We start from the raw sequence: 18108 nt of genomic DNA, 5'->3' as shown, positions 1-18108 counted from the left end.
ACGATGTGACCGGTGGTCGCGCTGTGGCAGCAGGGCGGCGGAAGGAACGATAGTCGGTGGCGCGCTTCCGGGTTGTGACCAAACACCAGATCTCTGGCTGGCGATTTCTGCTGCGCCGGATCGAGCACGCGCTCGTCCGTCGAGACGCGTCGATGATCGATGACCCGCAGCGCGGTCGGTCCACCGCGCTCGCGATCGGCATCGCGCTGGCATGCGTGATCATCGCGGGCGCCGCCGTGCTGGCATTCTTCAAACCGGCCAAGAAGGTCGGGGACTCGAAGATCGTGGCGGAGAAGGACACCGGTGCTTTGTTCGTGCGTCTGAACAACCGGCTGTTCCCCGCGCTGAATCTCACCTCGGCTCGGCTGATCGTAGGGTCCCCCGATAAGCCGGTGCAGGTTTCCCGGGACGAGCTGTCGAAGTATCCGCGCGGACCATGGGTCGGCATTCCAGGAGCGCCCGGCAATATCGCCGACACCGACGAGAGGGATTCGTCGTGGACGGTGTGCGACACGGCGAGGACCGGTGCGGCGGCGCCGGTCAACCCGGCGACCGGTCTGCCGACCGTGAGCCGCTCCGCTGTGCGGACGACCGCGATCGGCGGCCCACTCACCGTCGACGGTGAGGCCATCCGCCTATTGGTCGATAACGAGGCCCGACTGCTGCGCGACGACACCACGACCTGGCTGGTCTACGGCGACGCCGAGAAGGGCGTGGTGCGCGCCTCCATCGACCTCGCCAGCACCGCGGTGGCCATGGCGCTCGGCATCGACTCGACCGCCCCGGTGATGGCGGCGTCGAAGGGATTGGTCAACGCGATCCCCGAGGCACCGCCCCTGCGAGTACCCGACGTACCCGGTAAGGGCGAGTCGATCACCCTCAACAACGGATTCACCACGCCGGTCGGGTCGGTACTCACCGTGTCGACGCCGGACCAAGGGGTTTCGTACTATCTCGTCTCACAGTCGGGGCTGGTGCGGATCAGCGCCGTGTTGGCGGCGATGGTTCGCAATGCGGACTCCCAAGGCGCGGTATCCACCCGGACTGTCGGACCCGACGTGATCGCTGCGAATCTCCGCCCAGGACAGTGGCCGGGCACCGCGAGTTACCCGACCCGGCCTATTCGGCTGGTCGAACCCGAACGATCCGGCGTGACCTGCTTGCATTGGTCGCGGTCCGGGAATGATCCGAACGCGACCACCGAGCTGCTGGTGGGCAGGCAGTTGCCGCTCAAGCAGGAGGAGCAGAACCGTGCGGTGGATCTGGTGACCTCGGCCGCCTCGCGCGGCACGACCGCCGATGCGGCCTATCTGCCCCGGGACACCGGCCGTTTCGTACAGGTCACCGGCAGCGAACCGGGCTCGCCGCTGCGGGAATCGCTCTACTGGGTTTCCGACAGCGGCGTCCGCTACGGCGTGGTCACCGATCCGAGCGGTGGCACCGGCGATCCCACCTTGACCGCGCTGGGGCTGCGGGCGCCGGTCCCCGCGCCGTGGAGCATCATCGCCCTGTTCGCGGTCGGCCCCCCTCTTTCCCAGAAGGACGCTCGCATCCAGCACGACGGTATCCCGAACAACAAGATCGTCGCCGGGCTCGGTGGTTCGTAGTGACCAGCACTCGTCGCTTCGTGCGACCCGCGCGGATGGTGCGCGGTCCCAAAGCTCCCGCCGTGACCGAGTTGCGGTTGCAGCCACCCACCGAGCTGCCCAAACCGGTTCCACCGTCGCGGCTGCGAATGATCATGCCCGTGGTCATGGTGGCGGCCATGGCCGGAATGATGGTCATGATGTTCCGCGGCGGCGGAGCAATGAATCCGATGATGCTGATGTTCCCCGCCATGATGATGGTGTCGATGTTCGGCATGATGGGCGGCGCCTTCGCTGGCAACGGCTCCGGCGGCGCCGCCAGCCTCAACGAGGAACGCAAAGACTACTTGCGTAGCATCACCGACAACCGCAAGACGGTGCACGGGGCAGAAGCCGAGCTGTACGCGTTCCTGCGCTACACCCATCCCGGCCCCGATGAGATCGCCAGACTCATCGGCGGCAAGCGGATGTGGGAGGTGCAGGTCGCGAGTCCGCAGTTCCTGCGCGTGCGAATCGGCCGTGGACGCATCGCCAATCAAGTGCGCGTCATCGTCCCGGAAGCGGCGCCCACGGCCGATCTCGACCCGGTCGGTGTCGTCGAACTGACCAGGTTCGCCAAGGCATATTCGACGGTCGGCGGTATGCCGGTCGCGATAAATCTGCTGTCGGCGCCGCAGGTCGGTATCGATGGTGACGAGCAGTTGGTGGCCGGGCTGATTCGCGCGATGATCGCCGAGGTCGCGGTGCTGCACGGCCCGGACCAGGTGGCGGTCGCGGCGGTGCTGTCCGACCCGGACGCGCCGGAATGGTCCTGGCTGAAATGGCTGCCACACGCCCAGCATCCGAGCGACACCGATGCGATAGGCCCGAGCCGGATGGTCTACCGCACCGTCGCCGAGTTGCGCACCAAAGTGCTCGCCGGGCTCAATCGCGGTCCGTTCTCGGCGAATTCGCAGCCCACCCTGGATCGCACGCATTATCTGCTGATCGTCGACGTCGGCGGGCCTGCGACCGACCGCGACATCTCCGGCATCGACGGCTGCACATGGTTGAGGCTGGGCGCCACCGAGCAGAATCTTCCGCGTGCGCTGCGTTTCACGGTGAGCGAGGACCGGTCGCTGAACGAGGTGAGTCCGCGCGGGTTGCGGCGCGTCGGTGTCGCCGACTCGCTGTCCGCGGCAGCGATGACGGCGATGGCACGCAGCCTTTCACCGTATCGCTTGTCCACGGTGGTGGAGGCGGTGGCCGCCGAGCAAGCCAGCGGTGGCACATCGTGGGAGGAAATGGTCGGCATCGCCGATCCCGGCGCGATCCGCGTCGAGCAAGCGTGGATCCGCCGCCGCGACGAGGATCGGGCGCGCCTGAACATCCCGTTCGGTCATGATCCGGCCGGCAGTGTCGTCTATCTCGATATCAAGGAATCGGCCGAAGAAGGCATGGGTCCGCACGGAATGTGCATCGGCGCCACCGGATCCGGCAAGTCGGAATTCTTGCGAACCCTGGTGCTTTCGGCGGTCGCGACGCATTCACCGGATGTGCTGAACCTGCTGCTCGTCGACTTCAAGGGTGGCGCGACCTTCCTCGGCTTCGACCGGCTGTCACACGTGACGGCCGTCGTGACGAATATGGAGGAAGAAGCCGACCTCGTCACCCGTATGGAAGACGTCATCAACGGTGAAATGGCGCGGCGGCAACGAATCCTGCGCGACGCGGGCAATTTCGCCAGCGTCGCCGATTACGAGCGCGCCAGGGAACAGGGCGCGGATCTGCGACCGCTGCCCACCCTGCTGATCATCCTGGACGAGTTCGCCGAACTGCTCGAGCAATACCCGAACTTCTCGAAACTCTTCGTGGCCATCGGCCGACTGGGTCGATCACTGCGAATTCACCTGCTGCTGTCGTCGCAGAAGGTGCCCGCCAACCGAATGGGCGAGCTGGAAGCGCACCTCTCCTATCGAATCGCGTTGCGCACCAACCAGACCAGTGACTCACGCGATGCGATCGGCACCGCGGACGCCTACCACCTGCCGAAGAAGCCGGGTTCGGGTTACCTGCGGGTCGGTTCCGGTGACCTCCAGCGGTTCCAGGCCGCGTATGTGGGCGAGAAGTACTCGCCGCCTGCGCAGGTGTCCGCGGCCTCCGCGCAGCGTGCGCGCCGGCCCGGTGGCGGTTACCGGCCGCCGCAGCGTTTCACCGCGGGCCACATCGTCGACACCCGGCCCGCGGTGGTCGAGCCGGTGGTCGTCCAAGAGGCGGCCGAGGTCGCCGACGGTGAGTCGATCACCGTGATGGAAGCGGTGTTGCAGCAACTGGCCCGGCACGGGAACCCCGCTCATAAGATGTGGCTCCCACCGCTGACCACGCCGCCCACCCTGGAGCGGATGATCCGCGCGGTTCCCCAGGGCGCGTTGCAGATGCCGTTGGCTCTGGTGGACAAGCCGCGCCAACAGCGTCAGGACGTCTGGTCGGTGGACATGTCCGGCGGCGGTGGACATATGGCCATCGTCGGCGGCACGCAGTCCGGCAAATCCACGGCGCTGCAGTCGTTCATCCTGTCCGCGGCGCTGACCCACACGCCGGAACAGGTGCAGTTCTACTGTCTGGACTTCTCCGGTGGCGGGTTGTCGATATTGGCGAACCTGCCGCACGTGGGATCGGTCGCCGCGGCCCGCGACGGCGACCGAATCCGGCGCACGATCGCGTTGGTGACCAGCCTGCTCGAGAGCAGGCAGTCGATGTTCACCGAGTTCGGCATCGATAGCATCCGGAAGTTCCGTACGATGCGCGATGGGGGCGGCACCGCACCGTGGCTGGACCGCGATCCCTACGGCGATGTCTTCTTGGTGATCGACGGGTGGGACGTCGGGTTCGGTATGAACGGCCCGTACTACGACGAGTACACCCCGATCATGGAATCGATCGCGCTGCAGGGCCTGAACTACGGCATTCACTTGGTGGTGAGCAGTTCACGCTGGATCGCCATCCGCCCCGCGATCAAGGACCTGATGCAGACACGCCTCGAGATGCGTCTGGGAGATTTGGCCGATACGACTTTCAACGCCCACCGCAATGTGGTCGCGGCGATCCCCGCCAATCGGCCGGGCCGATGCATCTCGACCGATGGCCTGCACATGCTCACGGCGTTGCCGCGCATCGACGGCGCGGGCGAGGCGGAATCGGCCGCGGAGGGTCTCGCCGCGGCGTCCGCCGAGGTCGCACAGCGCTACCCTGGCCGTCGCGCGCCGCAGGTGAAACTGCTGCCGCCGCAGGTGGGCCTCGACGAGGTGCGCGCGGGATGGCCGGTGCCGCAGACGCTCGCGCAGCGTCTCGTCGTGCCGTTCGGTCTCCGGGAATCCGATTTGCGGCCCGCGACAATCGATTTCAGTGTGTCGACGCATTTCATCGTGCTCGGCTCGACCGGATCCGGGAAGTCCACCATGTTGGCTGCCCTGCTGGCGTCCATCCAGCATCAGTACGACCCCTCACAGGCGCGCGTACTGCTGATCGACTACCGGCGCAGGCATCTGGAGACGGTGCCGCCGGAGATGCTTATCGGACATGTGACCAACGAGCGCGATGTACGCGATGCGCTGCCTGCCCTGGTGGAGAAGATGCGCTCGCGGCGACCACCGGAGAACGTGACCACCCGGCAGCTCGCGGAGCGGTCCTGGTGGACCGGACCCGAGGTCTTCGTCGTGATCGACGATTACCACATGGTGGCGCAGCGTGGCGCGCTGAATCCGCTGGAACCGTTGAAGGAGATCATTGTCGACGGTCGGGATACCGGCTTGCACGTCATCGCGGCGCGCAACATCGCGCAAGCGGACACGGCGTTGTACGACAACGTGATCGGCCAGATGAAGAATCTCAATTCCTCGGGTCTCATCATGGACGGCTCGAAGCTCGACGGGATCCTGGTCGGCGACGTGCGACCCACCAAGCAGCCGCCGGGCCGGGGAATCTACGTGGAGCCGATGAGTTCTCGCCGGGATCTTGTCCAGGTGGCCTGGGTGCCCCAGCAGATCTGACCTCAGCATTCATCCCAAGGTTGGGAATGAATTACCGTTTTTCTTAGCAGCCGCTCGATCCGAGCTGGTAGTCACGCTCGATTGGAGTCTCACCATGGCACTCCCGGATCAAGGCATCGCGCCGCCGGATGTGCGGCGCGGTGACCGAGCCCAGGCGGATGGCGCCATCGCCACGCACGCGAGACGCTACCGGAACAACTGGAAATCCTCTGTCCGGCGGCGCTGTACGTTCCCGGAGTAACCCAGGAGGTGCCGGTACTGGAGAAACTCGCTGCAATCGGTGTGGTCGAGGACGTCGATGGCCGAGCCGGATATCGACGATCGCGAGACACGCACGCCCCGTCAACGTCCTCGGCGAATCCGTCCGAGGCAAGGTAAACGCCGTCTAGGATAGGAACAGATATGCCCATTGGCTTCACCGGCGACCGAGCAGACATCGACAATGTCGCCAAGAAGTTCTTCATGCACGCCGACACCTTCAAGAACCACATGGGTATTCTCGAGGGCATCAAGATGGAATATGCGCCCGCTGTCGAAGGCGCGACCGGAACTGCGATCCAGCAGGCGATGCAGGGTGCCCTCGACAAGGGGGGGCAGCTGCACAAGAAGTTCATGGAAATCGTCGACGCTCTGAATATCGCCGGCGCGACCTTCGACAGCCAGGACCAAGAGAACGCGGCGCAGGTCAACAAATACAACCTCAATTTCTGATGCCTGATCTGCACCAGAAAACAATCGGGAAAGGTCTCGGATAATGAAGAATGATTACGATGCCGTCGAGGGTCTGGTGGTCCGCACCGACAAAGTGCTCACCGACATGTCGGTCGACGCGGGTGAGCGGAACACGCTGGCCAGGTTGCTGGAGCAGAACTTTCGAGGTGACGCAGGTAGCTCGAACGGCGAACTGCAGAATGCCATTCACAAGTTGATCGACGAGTACAACGCCGCGCTGGTGCAGCTCAAGGCGGCGACCAAACAAGTGTCGGGCATCGACGGCCAGTTCCGCGTTGTGGATCAGGGCCAGGCCATGCGGTTCTCTCAGATCCTCTAGCCGCTCCGTGGTTCGTCGTCCCCCCGGTAGGCCCGTGATCCCGCCCGAGCGGGCCGGTCCGGTGACGGTCGATCGAACGTGGTCACGGTGCTCGGTTGCTGCCGAGTGGTCCAGCCGAGACTGATCAATATCCGCTGTCGCCCTCGACGAGTTCGCTCACATCGACTTCGTCGAGGGCGATCGGATGTCCGGGATGTCCTCCGGTACGCGTTTGCGGCCAACGCCGAGAGCTCGTGTCACGTGACGTTCGCCTCATTCGCAACGCCTCCAGCGGATCTCTGCAGGCGGCGGCAACACGGCCGATGTAATGACTGCGGGTTTCGTCCCATATCACCACTGCTGGGAATAGCTTAACGTTCTGATTGCACCGCTCGATGTCGACGTACTACTCGTCAAGAGTGTGTACCAGTTGTTAGGAGACTTCCATGCATCTCGCAGTTGATCCGGATCATCTCCCGGTTATCGCTTCCCAACTCGGCGTCAGCGCGGAGGACTTGCTGTTGATGCTCGGTGCTGCCGCTCCCGTCGCTGTCCCGGCCCCGCCGGGTCTCGATGACGTGAGCGCACTCATTCCCGCCGCGTGCGCTAAGCAAGCGGGGTTGTTCTTCCCTGCCACGGCAAAGGGGGTCTTTGTGAGGAGCGAAGGTGCGGTCGCCCTACCGGAGGTCGGGGTCGCCTTCGCTGCCGGTGACGCGGCCGGCGGTGGCCAGGTGCTCAGCAGAGCAGCGGCATTCTAGGCGCGGACAGCCCGAGCGAAAGCTGATGACATGCTTGCTGTCGTACTCGGCGCGTTGGGGCCGGAGGCGATTATCGCCCCGCTGCTCGCCGGCGATGGGGTCACCACGACGCGGTTGACCGCGAAGGCTTATCAGGCTATGGCCGCGCACTTGAACACTGCCGCGGCCAGCACCGACAGCTCAATGCTGCAGATGGGCGGGACGTTCCAAGCGCTTACCTCCGACCAGGCGCAGGCGGCGTTCCGTAAACATTCGGTATGGTTGCGTGAGCAAGCCGCGGTGGCCGAGGCCACAGGCGAGTTGCTGGACCGAGCGGCTGATATCGCCACCGCGGCGAAGGCCGCAATGGCGGCGGTCGCCGCCAAGACCGCTCAGGTCCGGTTGCAGGAGGGCATCGCGCTCGGCGGCGGCTTCGGTCCGCTGAGCGGCGCGGCGCTCCTGGAAGCCGAGGCCGAGTTGCTCGCGCTCCGAGGGGCCGCCCTCGGGATAATGGCTGCTTACGCTGGGGCGTTGGTGCCCACGCTAGCCGCAATACCGCCACCGATCGAGGCGCCGCCCATTGTTACTGGCGGCCCAGGGCCGGGCCCGCAGACGGATTACGCGTCTTTCGACAACCCGCCCGATCACACCGATTCCGGTCTTACTAAAACCTCCACGGACGAAGGGTCGACTGGACTCGATAAGGGCTCCGAATCGGGCGGTGATAAGACACCCACCGATTCGACACAGCCATCGGATACGACACAACCATCGGATACGACACAACCAACCGATACGACACAACCAACCGATACGACACAACCCGCGGACACGACGAACCCCGCCACCAATTCCGAGCAGTTGGATCCCAATGCGTTGTCCGGCGATTCGGGAACGGGCGATGGAGCCGGCGAGTCCTGGCTCTATGGCACGTCGCAGAATTCGCCGACGTTGGCCGCCTTGAGTGGTGGAGCCGGGAGTCTCGTCGCGCTCAATATGGCCCGTGGCGGCCTGGGAGCTATGCCGGGCGCTTCGACCGGATTCCGGATGCCCACCAACTGGAATCCAGGAAGCGGAAGGGCATTCGGCGCCTTGCCGCAACAATCGGCGTCCGGACCGATGGGCCGGACGGGGCCGTCACGCGGTGCGGTCGCGCCCAAGGCGCGAATGCGACGACGTCGCGATGATGAGACGAAGCCCTCGAAGGTCTTCGTACCGGGCGAACCTCAGGATGTTCCGGTACTCGAGCAACCCCCCGTCATCGGGGTCATCGAGTACGTGGACAGTGACGGCCGGGACGACCCGACGCCCGAAGAGGCACACGCGGTCGGCGTCATCGAACGAGACGAAGACGAAGCGGTGCTCGCGTCCGCGGAACGTCCCCGGTGACGCGCGTCGAGGTCGAATATCCAGTCGAGACAAATGACCACAATGCATTCGGGGAAGGTGTGGAAGACGATCCAGTCGCAATCGACCTGAATGTCGATGCCGCCCTGCTATTACAGCATCTGGTCGGCATCGACTCCTATCCGCCCGTATTGGCGCTCCTGCCGAATATCTACCGCATCGAGGATCGGGATCGGGTGCATTCCGTAGTCGCCGCGCAGCTCACCGAAGTGGGCGTGCTCGAGGACGGTCGCGTGCACCCGGCCGTCGAGCATTGGCTCATGTGTCTCTACCGAGCGGACGTGGAAATGGCTGTCCGAATCCTGGACACCGGCTTGGATGGCGAACCGAAGGGTATGCTGCGAATGTCGCTGGTGCGCGCGGGCGAGACCCATGTGCTCGCGGTGCGTTCCGACGATCATGTAGTCATCCAGTCGGTGTTCCAGCAGGACCGCCAGCTCGATATGTTGTCGGCCGCCGTAGCAACCGCGCTCGGGTCGGCGCCGGTGCTGCGGTTCGAGCCGGTCACCGCGACGGTGGAGCAATTCGGTGAGATACCCGACGACCAGGACGAACGCCGTCGTGCCCTGGTGGAACTCGGTGCGGAACCGCATGCCGCCGCCGTGTTGAGCCGGGTGCTGGACGAGGTGGTCCGACGGGCGGAAGTGGTGATCATCGAGCACCACGACGGCAGCTCGCCGAAGCCCGAATTCGCCGTGCACGTGGTGGATACCCTGTCAGGGCGGATCATCGTGACTCCGAGCGTTGCGATGGACGGACGGAAGTGGGCCAGATATGCCCCCGGCGACGATGCGGCCTTGCGGTCGGGCATCGGGGGGCTCATCGACCTGCTGCCCGGCCGAAGTTGGTTCGACACCAGCAGAATGAACTGAACGTCGGACCGTGGTTGTGGAGAGGACGACGGAAATGAACCGAGCACCGAGCATCAACGGTCATTCGGCCGAATCCGCGCGCGCTCGCGGCGGTTACGACGCGTACTTCGCACCGACGAACGAGCTGACCGACGCGGCTGTCGCGCCGGGCCCCGCCCCCGAGACCCGACAGGACGCCGAAGCGTTCTCCCACGTCGACCCCGTGATCGGCCCGCCGCGTGAGCCGCTGGCGTCCACTGGGGGATCCGAGTCTCATTCCCCGCAGCAGGGCGCGGTGACGCCGCCACCAAGTGCCAGCGTGCCGCCGCGGCAGGCGAATGCGCAGATGGCGCGGCCGAGCACGCCTCCGCAGCCGAGCACGCCTCCGCAGTCGAATGTGCCCCCGCCGTCGGCGGGCACGCCTCCGCCGGACTACTCCGTAGCGCCGCCTGCCACACCGCAAGCGGCGCAAAATTATTCGGCACATGAGCAGTCCGCCGAGCAATACCGCGCCGAGCAGGCGGCCGCCCGGGTGTCACAGGCGATCGCGCGGACCGATGCCGCATCCGCGAATGACGAATGGCAGTCCGGATCCGCGACGCCCTGGGTTCCCGAGCGCGTCGACCACTCGGCCTATGAACCGACGCCGCGGATCGAGGTGCTGCCCGCCGCGCTCAGCTCGATCGACCTGCTCGCCGACATCTCCGCCGCGAAGCGGGCGCAACTGCGCTCCAGCACCGGCATGCGCGGTGCCCTCAACAAAGTCGGCTTCAATCTCGGGCTTTCGCCTGCCGAGCAGCGCGCCGAGGACCGCAAGATGCGAATCCGACGCCAGCTCACCACCACCTATCAGATCGCGGTGATCAGTGTGAAGGGCGGCGTCGGCCGCACCACCACCGCGGCGACGCTCGGGTCGACCTTCGCGGGCCTGCGCCCGGACCGGGTGGTCGCGATCGACGCGAACCCGGACTTCGGCGACTTGTCGACCCGCACCTGCAGGCACCCTTACGGCCTGACCCTGCGCGATCTGGCGCAGTCGCAGAACCTCGACGCGTTCTCCGCGGTGCAGTCGTTCACCTCGATCAACTCCTCCGACCTGGCCGTGATCGCCTCGCCCTGGTCGACCGAGGCCACCGAGGCGCTGTCCGGCCGCGAGTACAGCACCGCCGTGGAGGTGCTACGCAAGCACTTCAACCTGCTGGTGGTGGACTGCGGGACCGGTGTGCTGGATTCGGTGACGTCGACGGTGCTGCAGACCAGCGACGCCGTCGTGGTCGTCACCCCGGCGACGGTGGGCGGTGTGACCGGCGCGGTGGCCACCCTGAACTGGCTGAGTTCTCATGGCCTGCAACACTTGATCGCCAAGTCGATCGTCGGCATCGTGCACCACCAGCCGCTGAAGCCGACCGTCGACGTGGACGCGATCGAGAAGCTGTTCGAGACCGCGCAGCGCCCCACCTGCGTACTGCCCTATGACGCGCATCTGGCCGAAGGCGGCGAAATCGACCTCCGGCTGCTGGAGAAGGAGACCGTGCTCGCGTTCGAGGAGCTGGCCGCGTGGCTGGCCGATGGATTCCCTGGATACCTCTCCGGCGGCGCCGACAACTCCGGGGACCGCGGAGGGTGGCGATGAGCGAGCGTAGTGAGCGAGCGATCGAGGCGGAGGCATGAGCACCGCCGTCGCGCCCGCGCCTGCCGGGACGCAGCCGTCAGCGGAGGTCGCACGGGCCCGGATCGCCGTGATGGTCTCCACCTATCAGGTCGACGTGGTGGTGCCTACCAAGTTCACCATCGAGACCTTCATCGACGACCTGCTGGTCGTGCTGGCCTCGGCCATCGACGACGAGAGCGTCGACTTCACCCCGCCGCAGGGCCAGTGGAGCCTGGCGCGGCCCGGCGAGCCGCCGATTCCGCGCTGGCGCAGCCTGGACGACCACGACGTCACCGACGGCACCGTGCTGATGCTGTCGGTGGTCGAGTCGGCGGAGGTGTTCACGCCGGTGGTCGAGGACATCACCGACGCCCTGGCGCTGATCAACGAGCGCGAATTCGCCGAATTCGACGCGAACACCGCCGCGATCGTCGGGCTGGCCACGCTCGGTATCGGCGCCTCGGCGGTGGCCGCCATGCTGTCCTGGTCGTGGACCATGACAGGTTCGGCCTTGTGGTGCGGTTTGCCTGCCCTGCTGCTCGGCGGCTTGTGCTGGGCCGCGGCCGCGCTGGCCCGCCGCCGTGACGCTCCGGCGAAGCTCTCCCTCGGCTTGACGCTGGCGGCGACGCCCCTGCTGTTCGCGGGCGGTGCGATGCTGGTGCCGCCCGCCTACGGCCAGCCCGGCCCGTTCGCCGCGGCCAACCTGGCGGCCGGAGCCGTGGTGGCCGCGGTGGCCGCCGCCACCATGATGCGGTTGAGCGGAGTGGGCATCGCGACTTTGATGGCGGTGACCGTGCTCGGCATCGTGCTGACCGTCGCCGCCTTGCCGCTGACCTACGCGAATCTTTCGGTCGGGCAGGTCGCGGGCGGTGTGGCGTTCGTCGGGATCGTGCTGCTGACAATGGCGCCGCGCTTGGCCGTGGTCATCGCCCGCATCCGGCCACCGGATCTGCCCGATCCGGGCACCGAGGTCTCGCCGAACACGTTGACCGACATTTTCGACGCGGAGACGGTGCGTGAGGGGGACGAGCACACCGCGGTCGGCGAGCAGCAGCGTCTTGCCACCGAGGCGGGTATCGAAAGCCGCGCCCGGCTCGCGGTGACCAGCCTGCGCGGCCTGATCGCCGCGATCTCCACCGTGCTCGCGGTCTCCGCGGTGATCTGTGCCGCGGTCAGCCCCGGTGGCATCCGCGAGATCGTCATGGCCGCCGCACTCGGTGGACTGCTGGCGATGCGTGCGCGCTGGCACCCGGATCGCGTCCAGGCGATCGCGCTGATCTCGGGGTCCGCGGTCACGGTGTGCGGCGTCGGTTTCGTTCTGGTCGGCGCCTACGAGACGCCGGTCGCACGTCTTGTGGTCGGACTGGTGGTGGCCTTGGCGGCGTGCGCGGCTTGTCTCGCGGCACTCCGGTTGCCGGGCAAACGGCTGTCTCCGGTGACCCGGCGCGTCATCGACCTGGTGGAATACGCACTCATCCTGGTGGTGCCGGTGATCGCGTTCTGGATCATGGGCGTCTACACCGCGATGCGAGGAATCTGATGAAGGTCGGCAGCGCCGCTGTGGCCGTTCTCGCCGGGGTGATGCTCGCCGTCACCGCCGCTCCCGCCGTAGCGCTCGAACCGCCCCAAGTGATAGTGGGCTCGCCGCCCGCCGACGACCCGCCGGGGCCCGAACAGCCGATGAAGCAGGATAAAGGCTGCCTGGCCGCGGGCGTCTTGCCCGACAGCGACCTCACCCGCACTCCACCACCGGAACTGGCGCTGGATCTGCGCCGCGCCAGGGCACTGAGCCGGGGCGCCGGCGTGACCGTCGCCGTCATCGACACGGGAGTGCAGCCCCACCCGCGCTTGCCCAACCTGGTCGGCGGTGGGGACTACCTGGCGGCCGGCGGCGACGGACTGTCCGATTGCGACGCGCACGGCACGCTGGTCGCCGGAATCATCGGCGCGACATCCGATCCCACCGACGGATTCGCCGGTGTGGCCCCGGACTCGCGGATCATCTCCATTCGCACTCGTTCCGGCGCGTTCATCCCCGAACGACCGAGTTCCGATCAGAGCCAGCGGATGGCCATCGAAATCCGGACGCTGGCCAGAGCGATCACGCGTGCCGCGAACCAAGGCGCGGGCGTGATCACAGTGTCGCTGCCTATCTGCATGCCAGTGGACGCGCAGGTGGACCAGTCCATGCTCTCGGCCGCCATCGGCTATGCCGTCCATGCCCGTGGCGCGCTTATCGTCGCGGGCGCGGGCAACAGCGCGGGCGCCGCGAACTGCGCGCAGAATCCGGACGTCGACCCCACTCGCCCTGCCGACCCGCGCAATTGGCGCGACGTGAAGACCATCTCGACGCCCGGTTGGTTCGGCGCCGACGTGCTCACCGTGGGATTCACCACAGCTACCGGCGCACCCATGCAGGATTCGCTCACCGGACCGTGGGTTTCGGTCGCCGCCCCGGGGACCGGCATCGAATCGCTCGGCCCCGGCGGCGGTGGATTGATCAACGGTGTCGGCGAACCGGACAAGCTCGTGCCCGTCGGTGGCGCGTCGTTCGCCGCGGCCTACGTCAGCGGGGTGGCCGCTTTGCTGCGGTCGCGTTTCCCCAACGAAACCCCGCGGGAGATCGCCGCCCGCCTCCAAGCCAGCGCGCACGCTCCGGCGCGCGGCATCGACAACGCGGTCGGCGCGGGCGTGATCGACCCGCTCGCCGCCCTGAGCTACCGCACGCCGCCGCAGCAACCCGCGGGCCTGTTCCAGTCCGCGGCGCTGCCCATTCCGGCTCCGCCGCGTCCGAAGGATCTACGGCCCGCCGTCACCGCGACCGTCGTCATCCTGGCGGCCGTGCTGCTCGGGTTGGCCGGCAGCCACCTGAACTCCGTGAAGCGGAGGCGCCGGTGAGCTTTCCGAGCGTTCGGGTCGCCGGCGTCGAGCGTGGTCCGTTCGCCGCCTTCGTCGTCGTCGGCAGCCCGCTGCTGGTCGGCCTGTCTGCCAAGACGCCGTGGTGGGTGAGCGCGGTGGTGGTCACGGTCCTGCTGACAACGGTGACCGTCCGGGTGAACGGACGCACCGGCGCGCGCTGGCTGCTCGACTGGGCTGGCTACCGAAGCGGCCGCACCGCGCGGGCGCGTGAACGGGCACAGCGCGCCGAAATCCGGGATGTGCAGGTCGCCGCGGGCGTGTGCGGCGTCAACGAGGCGGGCACCACGCTGATCGCGATGATCCAGCTCGCGCCCAATCTGGACCTGCCCACGGTCATCGGCGAGCGAACGCTCTACACCGAGGACACCATTCCGGTCGATCTGCTGCTGCCGATGCTGGACCAGTTCGGCATCTCGGTCGACATCGACATCGTCACTACCGGTCAGCGGGTCCGTTCCACCGGTAGCTACAGCATGCTCTACGACCAGCTGATCGGCTCCCACCCGGTGGTCGGGGACCGGCTGACCTGGCTGGTGGTCCGGCTCGACCAGGAACGCAACCTGGCGGCGCTGAGCAAGCGCGGCCCGTGCTCGGTGGTCGCTCCCAAAGCACTGGCCAGCGCCACCCATCGGATCGCGGGGCGCCTGCGTGAACGCGGCATCGCCGCCCACGCCCTGCCCGCGGACGCGCTACGAGACGCCACGCGGCTGCTGCACGCCGGGGTCGAGCTCTCCGATCTCCGGGAAACCTGGAGCAACCTGGAGTCGTCGGTGCCCGGCCGGTGTGTGACCAGCTTCCTGATCGACTGGAGCCAACTGGGCGGGGTGGGCCTGGGCGACTGCTGGACCTGGAACCGCGGCCGAACCACCCTCGTGGTGAGCCTGACCGCCGACACGAGCGGTCCGCGCGCGCTGGTCCGGTTCATCGGTCCGGCCGTGACCACAGAACCTCCGGAGTATCTGCGACTACTGGGTGGCGACCAGTCCACGGCCTTGCTGGCCTCGTTGCCCACCGGCGCCTCCGTCCGCGCCTTGCGCGGCTTCGAGTCCGGCGCCGACATCGCGCCCGAGGATCTCGTGGCCGAACTGGCTATCGCGATCGGCCCGAACGGCCAGATCCTCGGCGCGATCAGCGGCCAGCCACGCCACACCCTGGCCCTGCCGCTGTTCGACCCGGCCCGGTACAACCCCCGCAGGCGCACCATCGACGTGCAGGCCGTCCTGCCGGTCGCCCAGCAGATCATCCTCCGGGCCATGGTGGTCGGCGCGGACGTGGAGATCCACTCGGCGCGACCGGACAACTGGCGCCAGCTGGTGACCGCGGTCGGCGACCCGCGCTCCATGCGCTTGGCCCCTCCCGGTGCCGGGCAAACGGGTGACCACAGTGCGGAGGCGGAGACTCCGGCCACCATCGCGGTCTTCGACCACCTACCGCCGCGCGCGTCGAGCGCGCACACCACGGTCACCATCAGCGAGCCCGGCGGTCCGCGCAGGCGTGCGGTCGATCTCGCGATCAACCAGGTCAGCGCGACCGCAGTGGACGTGAGCATTCCGATGCGCACGGTGCGGGTTGACCTCATCGAGCCGAGAGGCGAGACACGATATTTCGATACCGTCGACGGGCCGCCTCCGCATGGTGCGGGGGCATCGGGATCCGTGGTTGCACCTCCGCAACCCGGTGGCCGTCGCGTGAGCTGATGGGAGTGGTCGGTTAATGTCTATCACCGTGGTTGCGGACACCCCCCATTCCGATGGCGGCGATCTCCCTCATCAGGACGCCGGGGACGCGCTGACCCCGAGACAGGCGGCCGCGGCGATCTTCTCGAGCCGGTTGTCGGAGCTGATCGCGGAATCAGTCGTCTCGACCGAGGACGGATCGACGCGGTCGTTGACGCTCTATTCGCTGGCGCAGCATCTGGAATTGGCCTACCCGGACGTGCCGGTGTCGCAGTCGGGCCTGTACCGGCTGATCCACGGGGACGCGATCCCGCGGCTGGACCTGGTGATCGCGCTGGCACGGGTGTTCGACGTGCCGCCGGAGTACTTCGTGACCGAGGAGAAGAAGCGCTGATCCGACGGGTCGGCTGTTCTCTCCAGCGGGAATAGCGTCGGCGCCGGTGGGCGGCTCGGGCCGGATACCATCCGACCATGCCCGCCGAGGACCCGGGAGATGTCTTTCTCCGTCATCGAGGTGCGGTCCTCGACGCGCTGCTGTCCGATCCTTCGCTCGGGCCTTCCGCGGCCTCGTCCTCCGGTGGTCCGGAATTCGATGACAGCGCGGGGTTCGGCGACAGCGCGGGGTTCGGCGCCGCGTCGATCGGGTTGCCCGATCTCGACTCGGAGCCCCAGGAGGTCGCGCCGCGGCGGCGCACCGGTGACGGTCCGAGGGCGAGCGAACGGATCCTCGCGCTGCTGAACGGGCAGGCGCAGGACACCGCACCCCCGGTGGGTTTGGGAAGCGACTACTCCTCGGTCGCCGCGCGTTCGACCGCGTCCGAGCCGGAGCCGGAGCCGGAGCGTCCGGCGACTCCGCAGGCCAACCGGCTCGCACCCGCACAGCAGATCGCCAAGGACGCGCTCGTCCAGCTGCGCAAACCCAGGGTCGCCCTGATCGTCGGCGCGGTGGTCGCCGTGCTGCTGGTACTGCTTCTGGTCACCACCGGCGGCCAGGAGAAGACGGCGCAGGATCAGCTGCTGGTCGTCACGCCGCCGCCGACCTCCGCGGCGCCCGCGACCTCGGCCGCGCCGCCTGCGAGCTCGATCATCCAGCCGAAGTCCGCGGACTCGAAGTGCCCGCCCGGCAGCACGTCGGCGATGGACGCTTTCGGAGGGCAGACGGGCAAGGCGTGGTCGTGCGTGCGCGCCTACAAGGTGGACGGTCAGGTCATAACCATCGACCTGGGCAAGACGTATCAGATCGACTCGATCGGCATCGTGCCCGGCTGGGATCACATCAGCGCGGACGGTACCGATCAATGGGCGAAGTACCGTACCGTCAGCCGGGTCTCCTACCAGTTCGACGACGGCACCAAGACCGTCTACACGCAGCCGACCCTCGATCAACGCACTCTGGTGGTGACCAAGATGGAGCCCGCGGTGAGCGCCTCGAAGATCGTGCTCACGGTGCTGGAATCCAAAGGCGATCCCTCGGTCAACACCACCGCCATCGCCTCGATCGTCATCACGGGGCGCTGAGGTGTCCACGCTGCCCGAACTGGTCTGCCAGTACTGCTCGCACCGCAACACCGGCGCGGATTCCCGCTGCGGGCACTGCGGAGCGCCGCTGCGCGCGGCCGTGGACGCGGTGAAATCCGTGGGGGAGAAGCTGCCCGCCCAGGTCGCCGAAGTCGTCGAGAAAGTCGGCGGCGAGGCGAAAAGCATTGTGGGCAAGGCGTATCCGCGCTGGCAGTGGCAGGCGGTCGGCGCTGTCCTGCTGCTGATGGTCGTGGCCGCGGTCCTGGCCGTCCGCTCCTGTTCGCTGTCGCTGCCGTCGAGCATCGGGGGAACCGCGCCGGCCCGTTCAATGCCGGGTTCGCTTCGAACGGCGGCAACCTGTCAGCCGCTGGATGAGGGCGGGCAGCGGGAGAAATGCGTCATCAGCGCCACCGACCCGATGCTTTTCGGCGGTATAGCCGGCGGCCGGGAGATGACCTTCTACGCCGAGCTGTTACCACAGGATCGCCTGGCGGACAGCGTTTCTCGATGGCGCGCCGCGGGCGGCTCCGCCCTGGTCGACGGTCCCGTCTACGCAGCGATCGGTCCCTCGGCAACCGTCTGGTACGCCGATACCCGAACCGGTCTGCGGTTGGAGACGAGCAACTTCGCCAGTCGGACGGCCGCGCAGACCTTCCTGTCCCGGGCGGGACTGGTCCGCTGACATAGCAGCGCCGACGCCGCCGG

13 protein-coding genes and 1 pseudogene are annotated in these 18108 nt (G+C 67.3%); all 14 read left to right on the top strand.

Going from position 1 to position 18108, the window contains the following annotated elements:
- Positions 1–56: 56 nt before the first annotated feature.
- A complete protein-coding gene (gene eccB / locus K8O92_01355) occupies positions 57–1607 on the top strand; it encodes a type VII secretion protein EccB (GenBank protein UAK32710.1) in 1551 nt (516 codons plus the stop codon).
- A complete protein-coding gene (eccCa, locus tag K8O92_01350) occupies positions 1607–5614 on the top strand; it encodes a type VII secretion protein EccCa (GenBank protein UAK32709.1) in 4008 nt (1335 codons plus the stop codon). Before eccB ends, eccCa begins: the two co-directional genes overlap by 1 nt.
- A 402-nt stretch (positions 5615–6016) precedes the next feature.
- On the top strand, positions 6017–6325 hold the full coding sequence (locus K8O92_01345; protein ID UAK32708.1) for a hypothetical protein: 309 nt from the start codon (positions 6017–6019) through the stop codon (positions 6323–6325).
- Between the two features lie 43 nt (positions 6326–6368).
- Complete coding sequence (locus K8O92_01340; GenBank protein UAK32707.1) at positions 6369–6665, top strand: hypothetical protein; 297 nt, start codon at positions 6369–6371, stop codon at positions 6663–6665.
- A gap of 425 nt (positions 6666–7090) precedes the next feature.
- Positions 7091–7402: a PE domain-containing protein gene (locus K8O92_01335; GenBank protein ID UAK32706.1), complete on the top strand. Its 312-nt coding sequence runs from the start codon at positions 7091–7093 to the stop codon at positions 7400–7402.
- 30 nt (positions 7403–7432) lie between these two features.
- Positions 7433–8770, top strand: coding sequence for a PPE domain-containing protein (locus K8O92_01330; protein UAK32705.1), 1338 nt, complete (start codon positions 7433–7435; stop codon positions 8768–8770).
- Between the two features lie 59 nt (positions 8771–8829).
- A complete protein-coding gene (locus K8O92_01325; protein ID UAK32704.1) occupies positions 8830–9660 on the top strand; it encodes an ESX secretion-associated protein EspG in 831 nt (276 codons plus the stop codon).
- A gap of 325 nt (positions 9661–9985) precedes the next feature.
- On the top strand, positions 9986–11272 hold the full coding sequence (locus K8O92_01320) for a MinD/ParA family protein (GenBank protein ID UAK35370.1): 1287 nt from the start codon (positions 9986–9988) through the stop codon (positions 11270–11272).
- Between the two features lie 34 nt (positions 11273–11306).
- Complete coding sequence (gene eccD / locus K8O92_01315) at positions 11307–12830, top strand: type VII secretion integral membrane protein EccD (protein UAK32703.1); 1524 nt, start codon at positions 11307–11309, stop codon at positions 12828–12830.
- Complete coding sequence (mycP, locus tag K8O92_01310; protein UAK32702.1) at positions 12830–14188, top strand: type VII secretion-associated serine protease mycosin; 1359 nt, start codon at positions 12830–12832, stop codon at positions 14186–14188. The genes eccD and mycP overlap by 1 nt, the downstream gene beginning before the upstream one ends.
- Positions 14185–15906 (top strand): type VII secretion protein EccE, encoded by a 1722-nt coding sequence (gene eccE, locus K8O92_01305; protein ID UAK32701.1) that lies wholly within the window; start codon positions 14185–14187, stop codon positions 15904–15906. Before mycP ends, eccE begins: the two co-directional genes overlap by 4 nt.
- 85 nt (positions 15907–15991) lie before the next feature.
- A pseudogene (locus K8O92_01300) lies at positions 15992–16279 on the top strand (helix-turn-helix domain-containing protein).
- Positions 16280–16356: 77 nt separating this feature from the next.
- Entirely contained in the window at positions 16357–17403 is a 1047-nt protein-coding gene (locus K8O92_01295) for a discoidin domain-containing protein (GenBank protein UAK32700.1), read from the top strand.
- A 1-nt stretch (position 17404) separates the two neighbouring features.
- Positions 17405–18085 (top strand): hypothetical protein, encoded by a 681-nt coding sequence (locus K8O92_01290; protein ID UAK32699.1) that lies wholly within the window; start codon positions 17405–17407, stop codon positions 18083–18085.
- Positions 18086–18108 lie beyond the last annotated feature (23 nt).

It is taken from the genome of Nocardia asteroides (genome assembly GCA_019930625.1).
GTDB classification, from domain to species: Bacteria; Actinomycetota; Actinomycetes; order Mycobacteriales; family Mycobacteriaceae; genus Nocardia; species Nocardia sputi.
This window is presented reverse-complemented; position numbering and strand designations above follow the sequence as displayed.

Bases quoted from the DNA above. Each gene is read 5' to 3' on its own strand.
- K8O92_01345 (UAK32708.1), top strand. From the start codon at position 6,017: ATGCCCATTGGCTTCACCGGCGACCGAGCAGACATCGACAATGTCGCC.
- K8O92_01340 (UAK32707.1), top strand. From the start codon at position 6,369: ATGAAGAATGATTACGATGCCGTCGAGGGTCTGGTGGTCCGCACCGAC.
- K8O92_01335 (UAK32706.1), top strand. From the start codon at position 7,091: ATGCATCTCGCAGTTGATCCGGATCATCTCCCGGTTATCGCTTCCCAA.
- K8O92_01330 (UAK32705.1), top strand. From the start codon at position 7,433: ATGCTTGCTGTCGTACTCGGCGCGTTGGGGCCGGAGGCGATTATCGCC.
- K8O92_01320 (UAK35370.1), top strand. From the start codon at position 9,986: ATGGCGCGGCCGAGCACGCCTCCGCAGCCGAGCACGCCTCCGCAGTCG.
- eccD (UAK32703.1), top strand. From the start codon at position 11,307: ATGAGCACCGCCGTCGCGCCCGCGCCTGCCGGGACGCAGCCGTCAGCG.
- mycP (UAK32702.1), top strand. From the start codon at position 12,830: ATGAAGGTCGGCAGCGCCGCTGTGGCCGTTCTCGCCGGGGTGATGCTC.
- K8O92_01295 (UAK32700.1), top strand. From the start codon at position 16,357: ATGCCCGCCGAGGACCCGGGAGATGTCTTTCTCCGTCATCGAGGTGCG.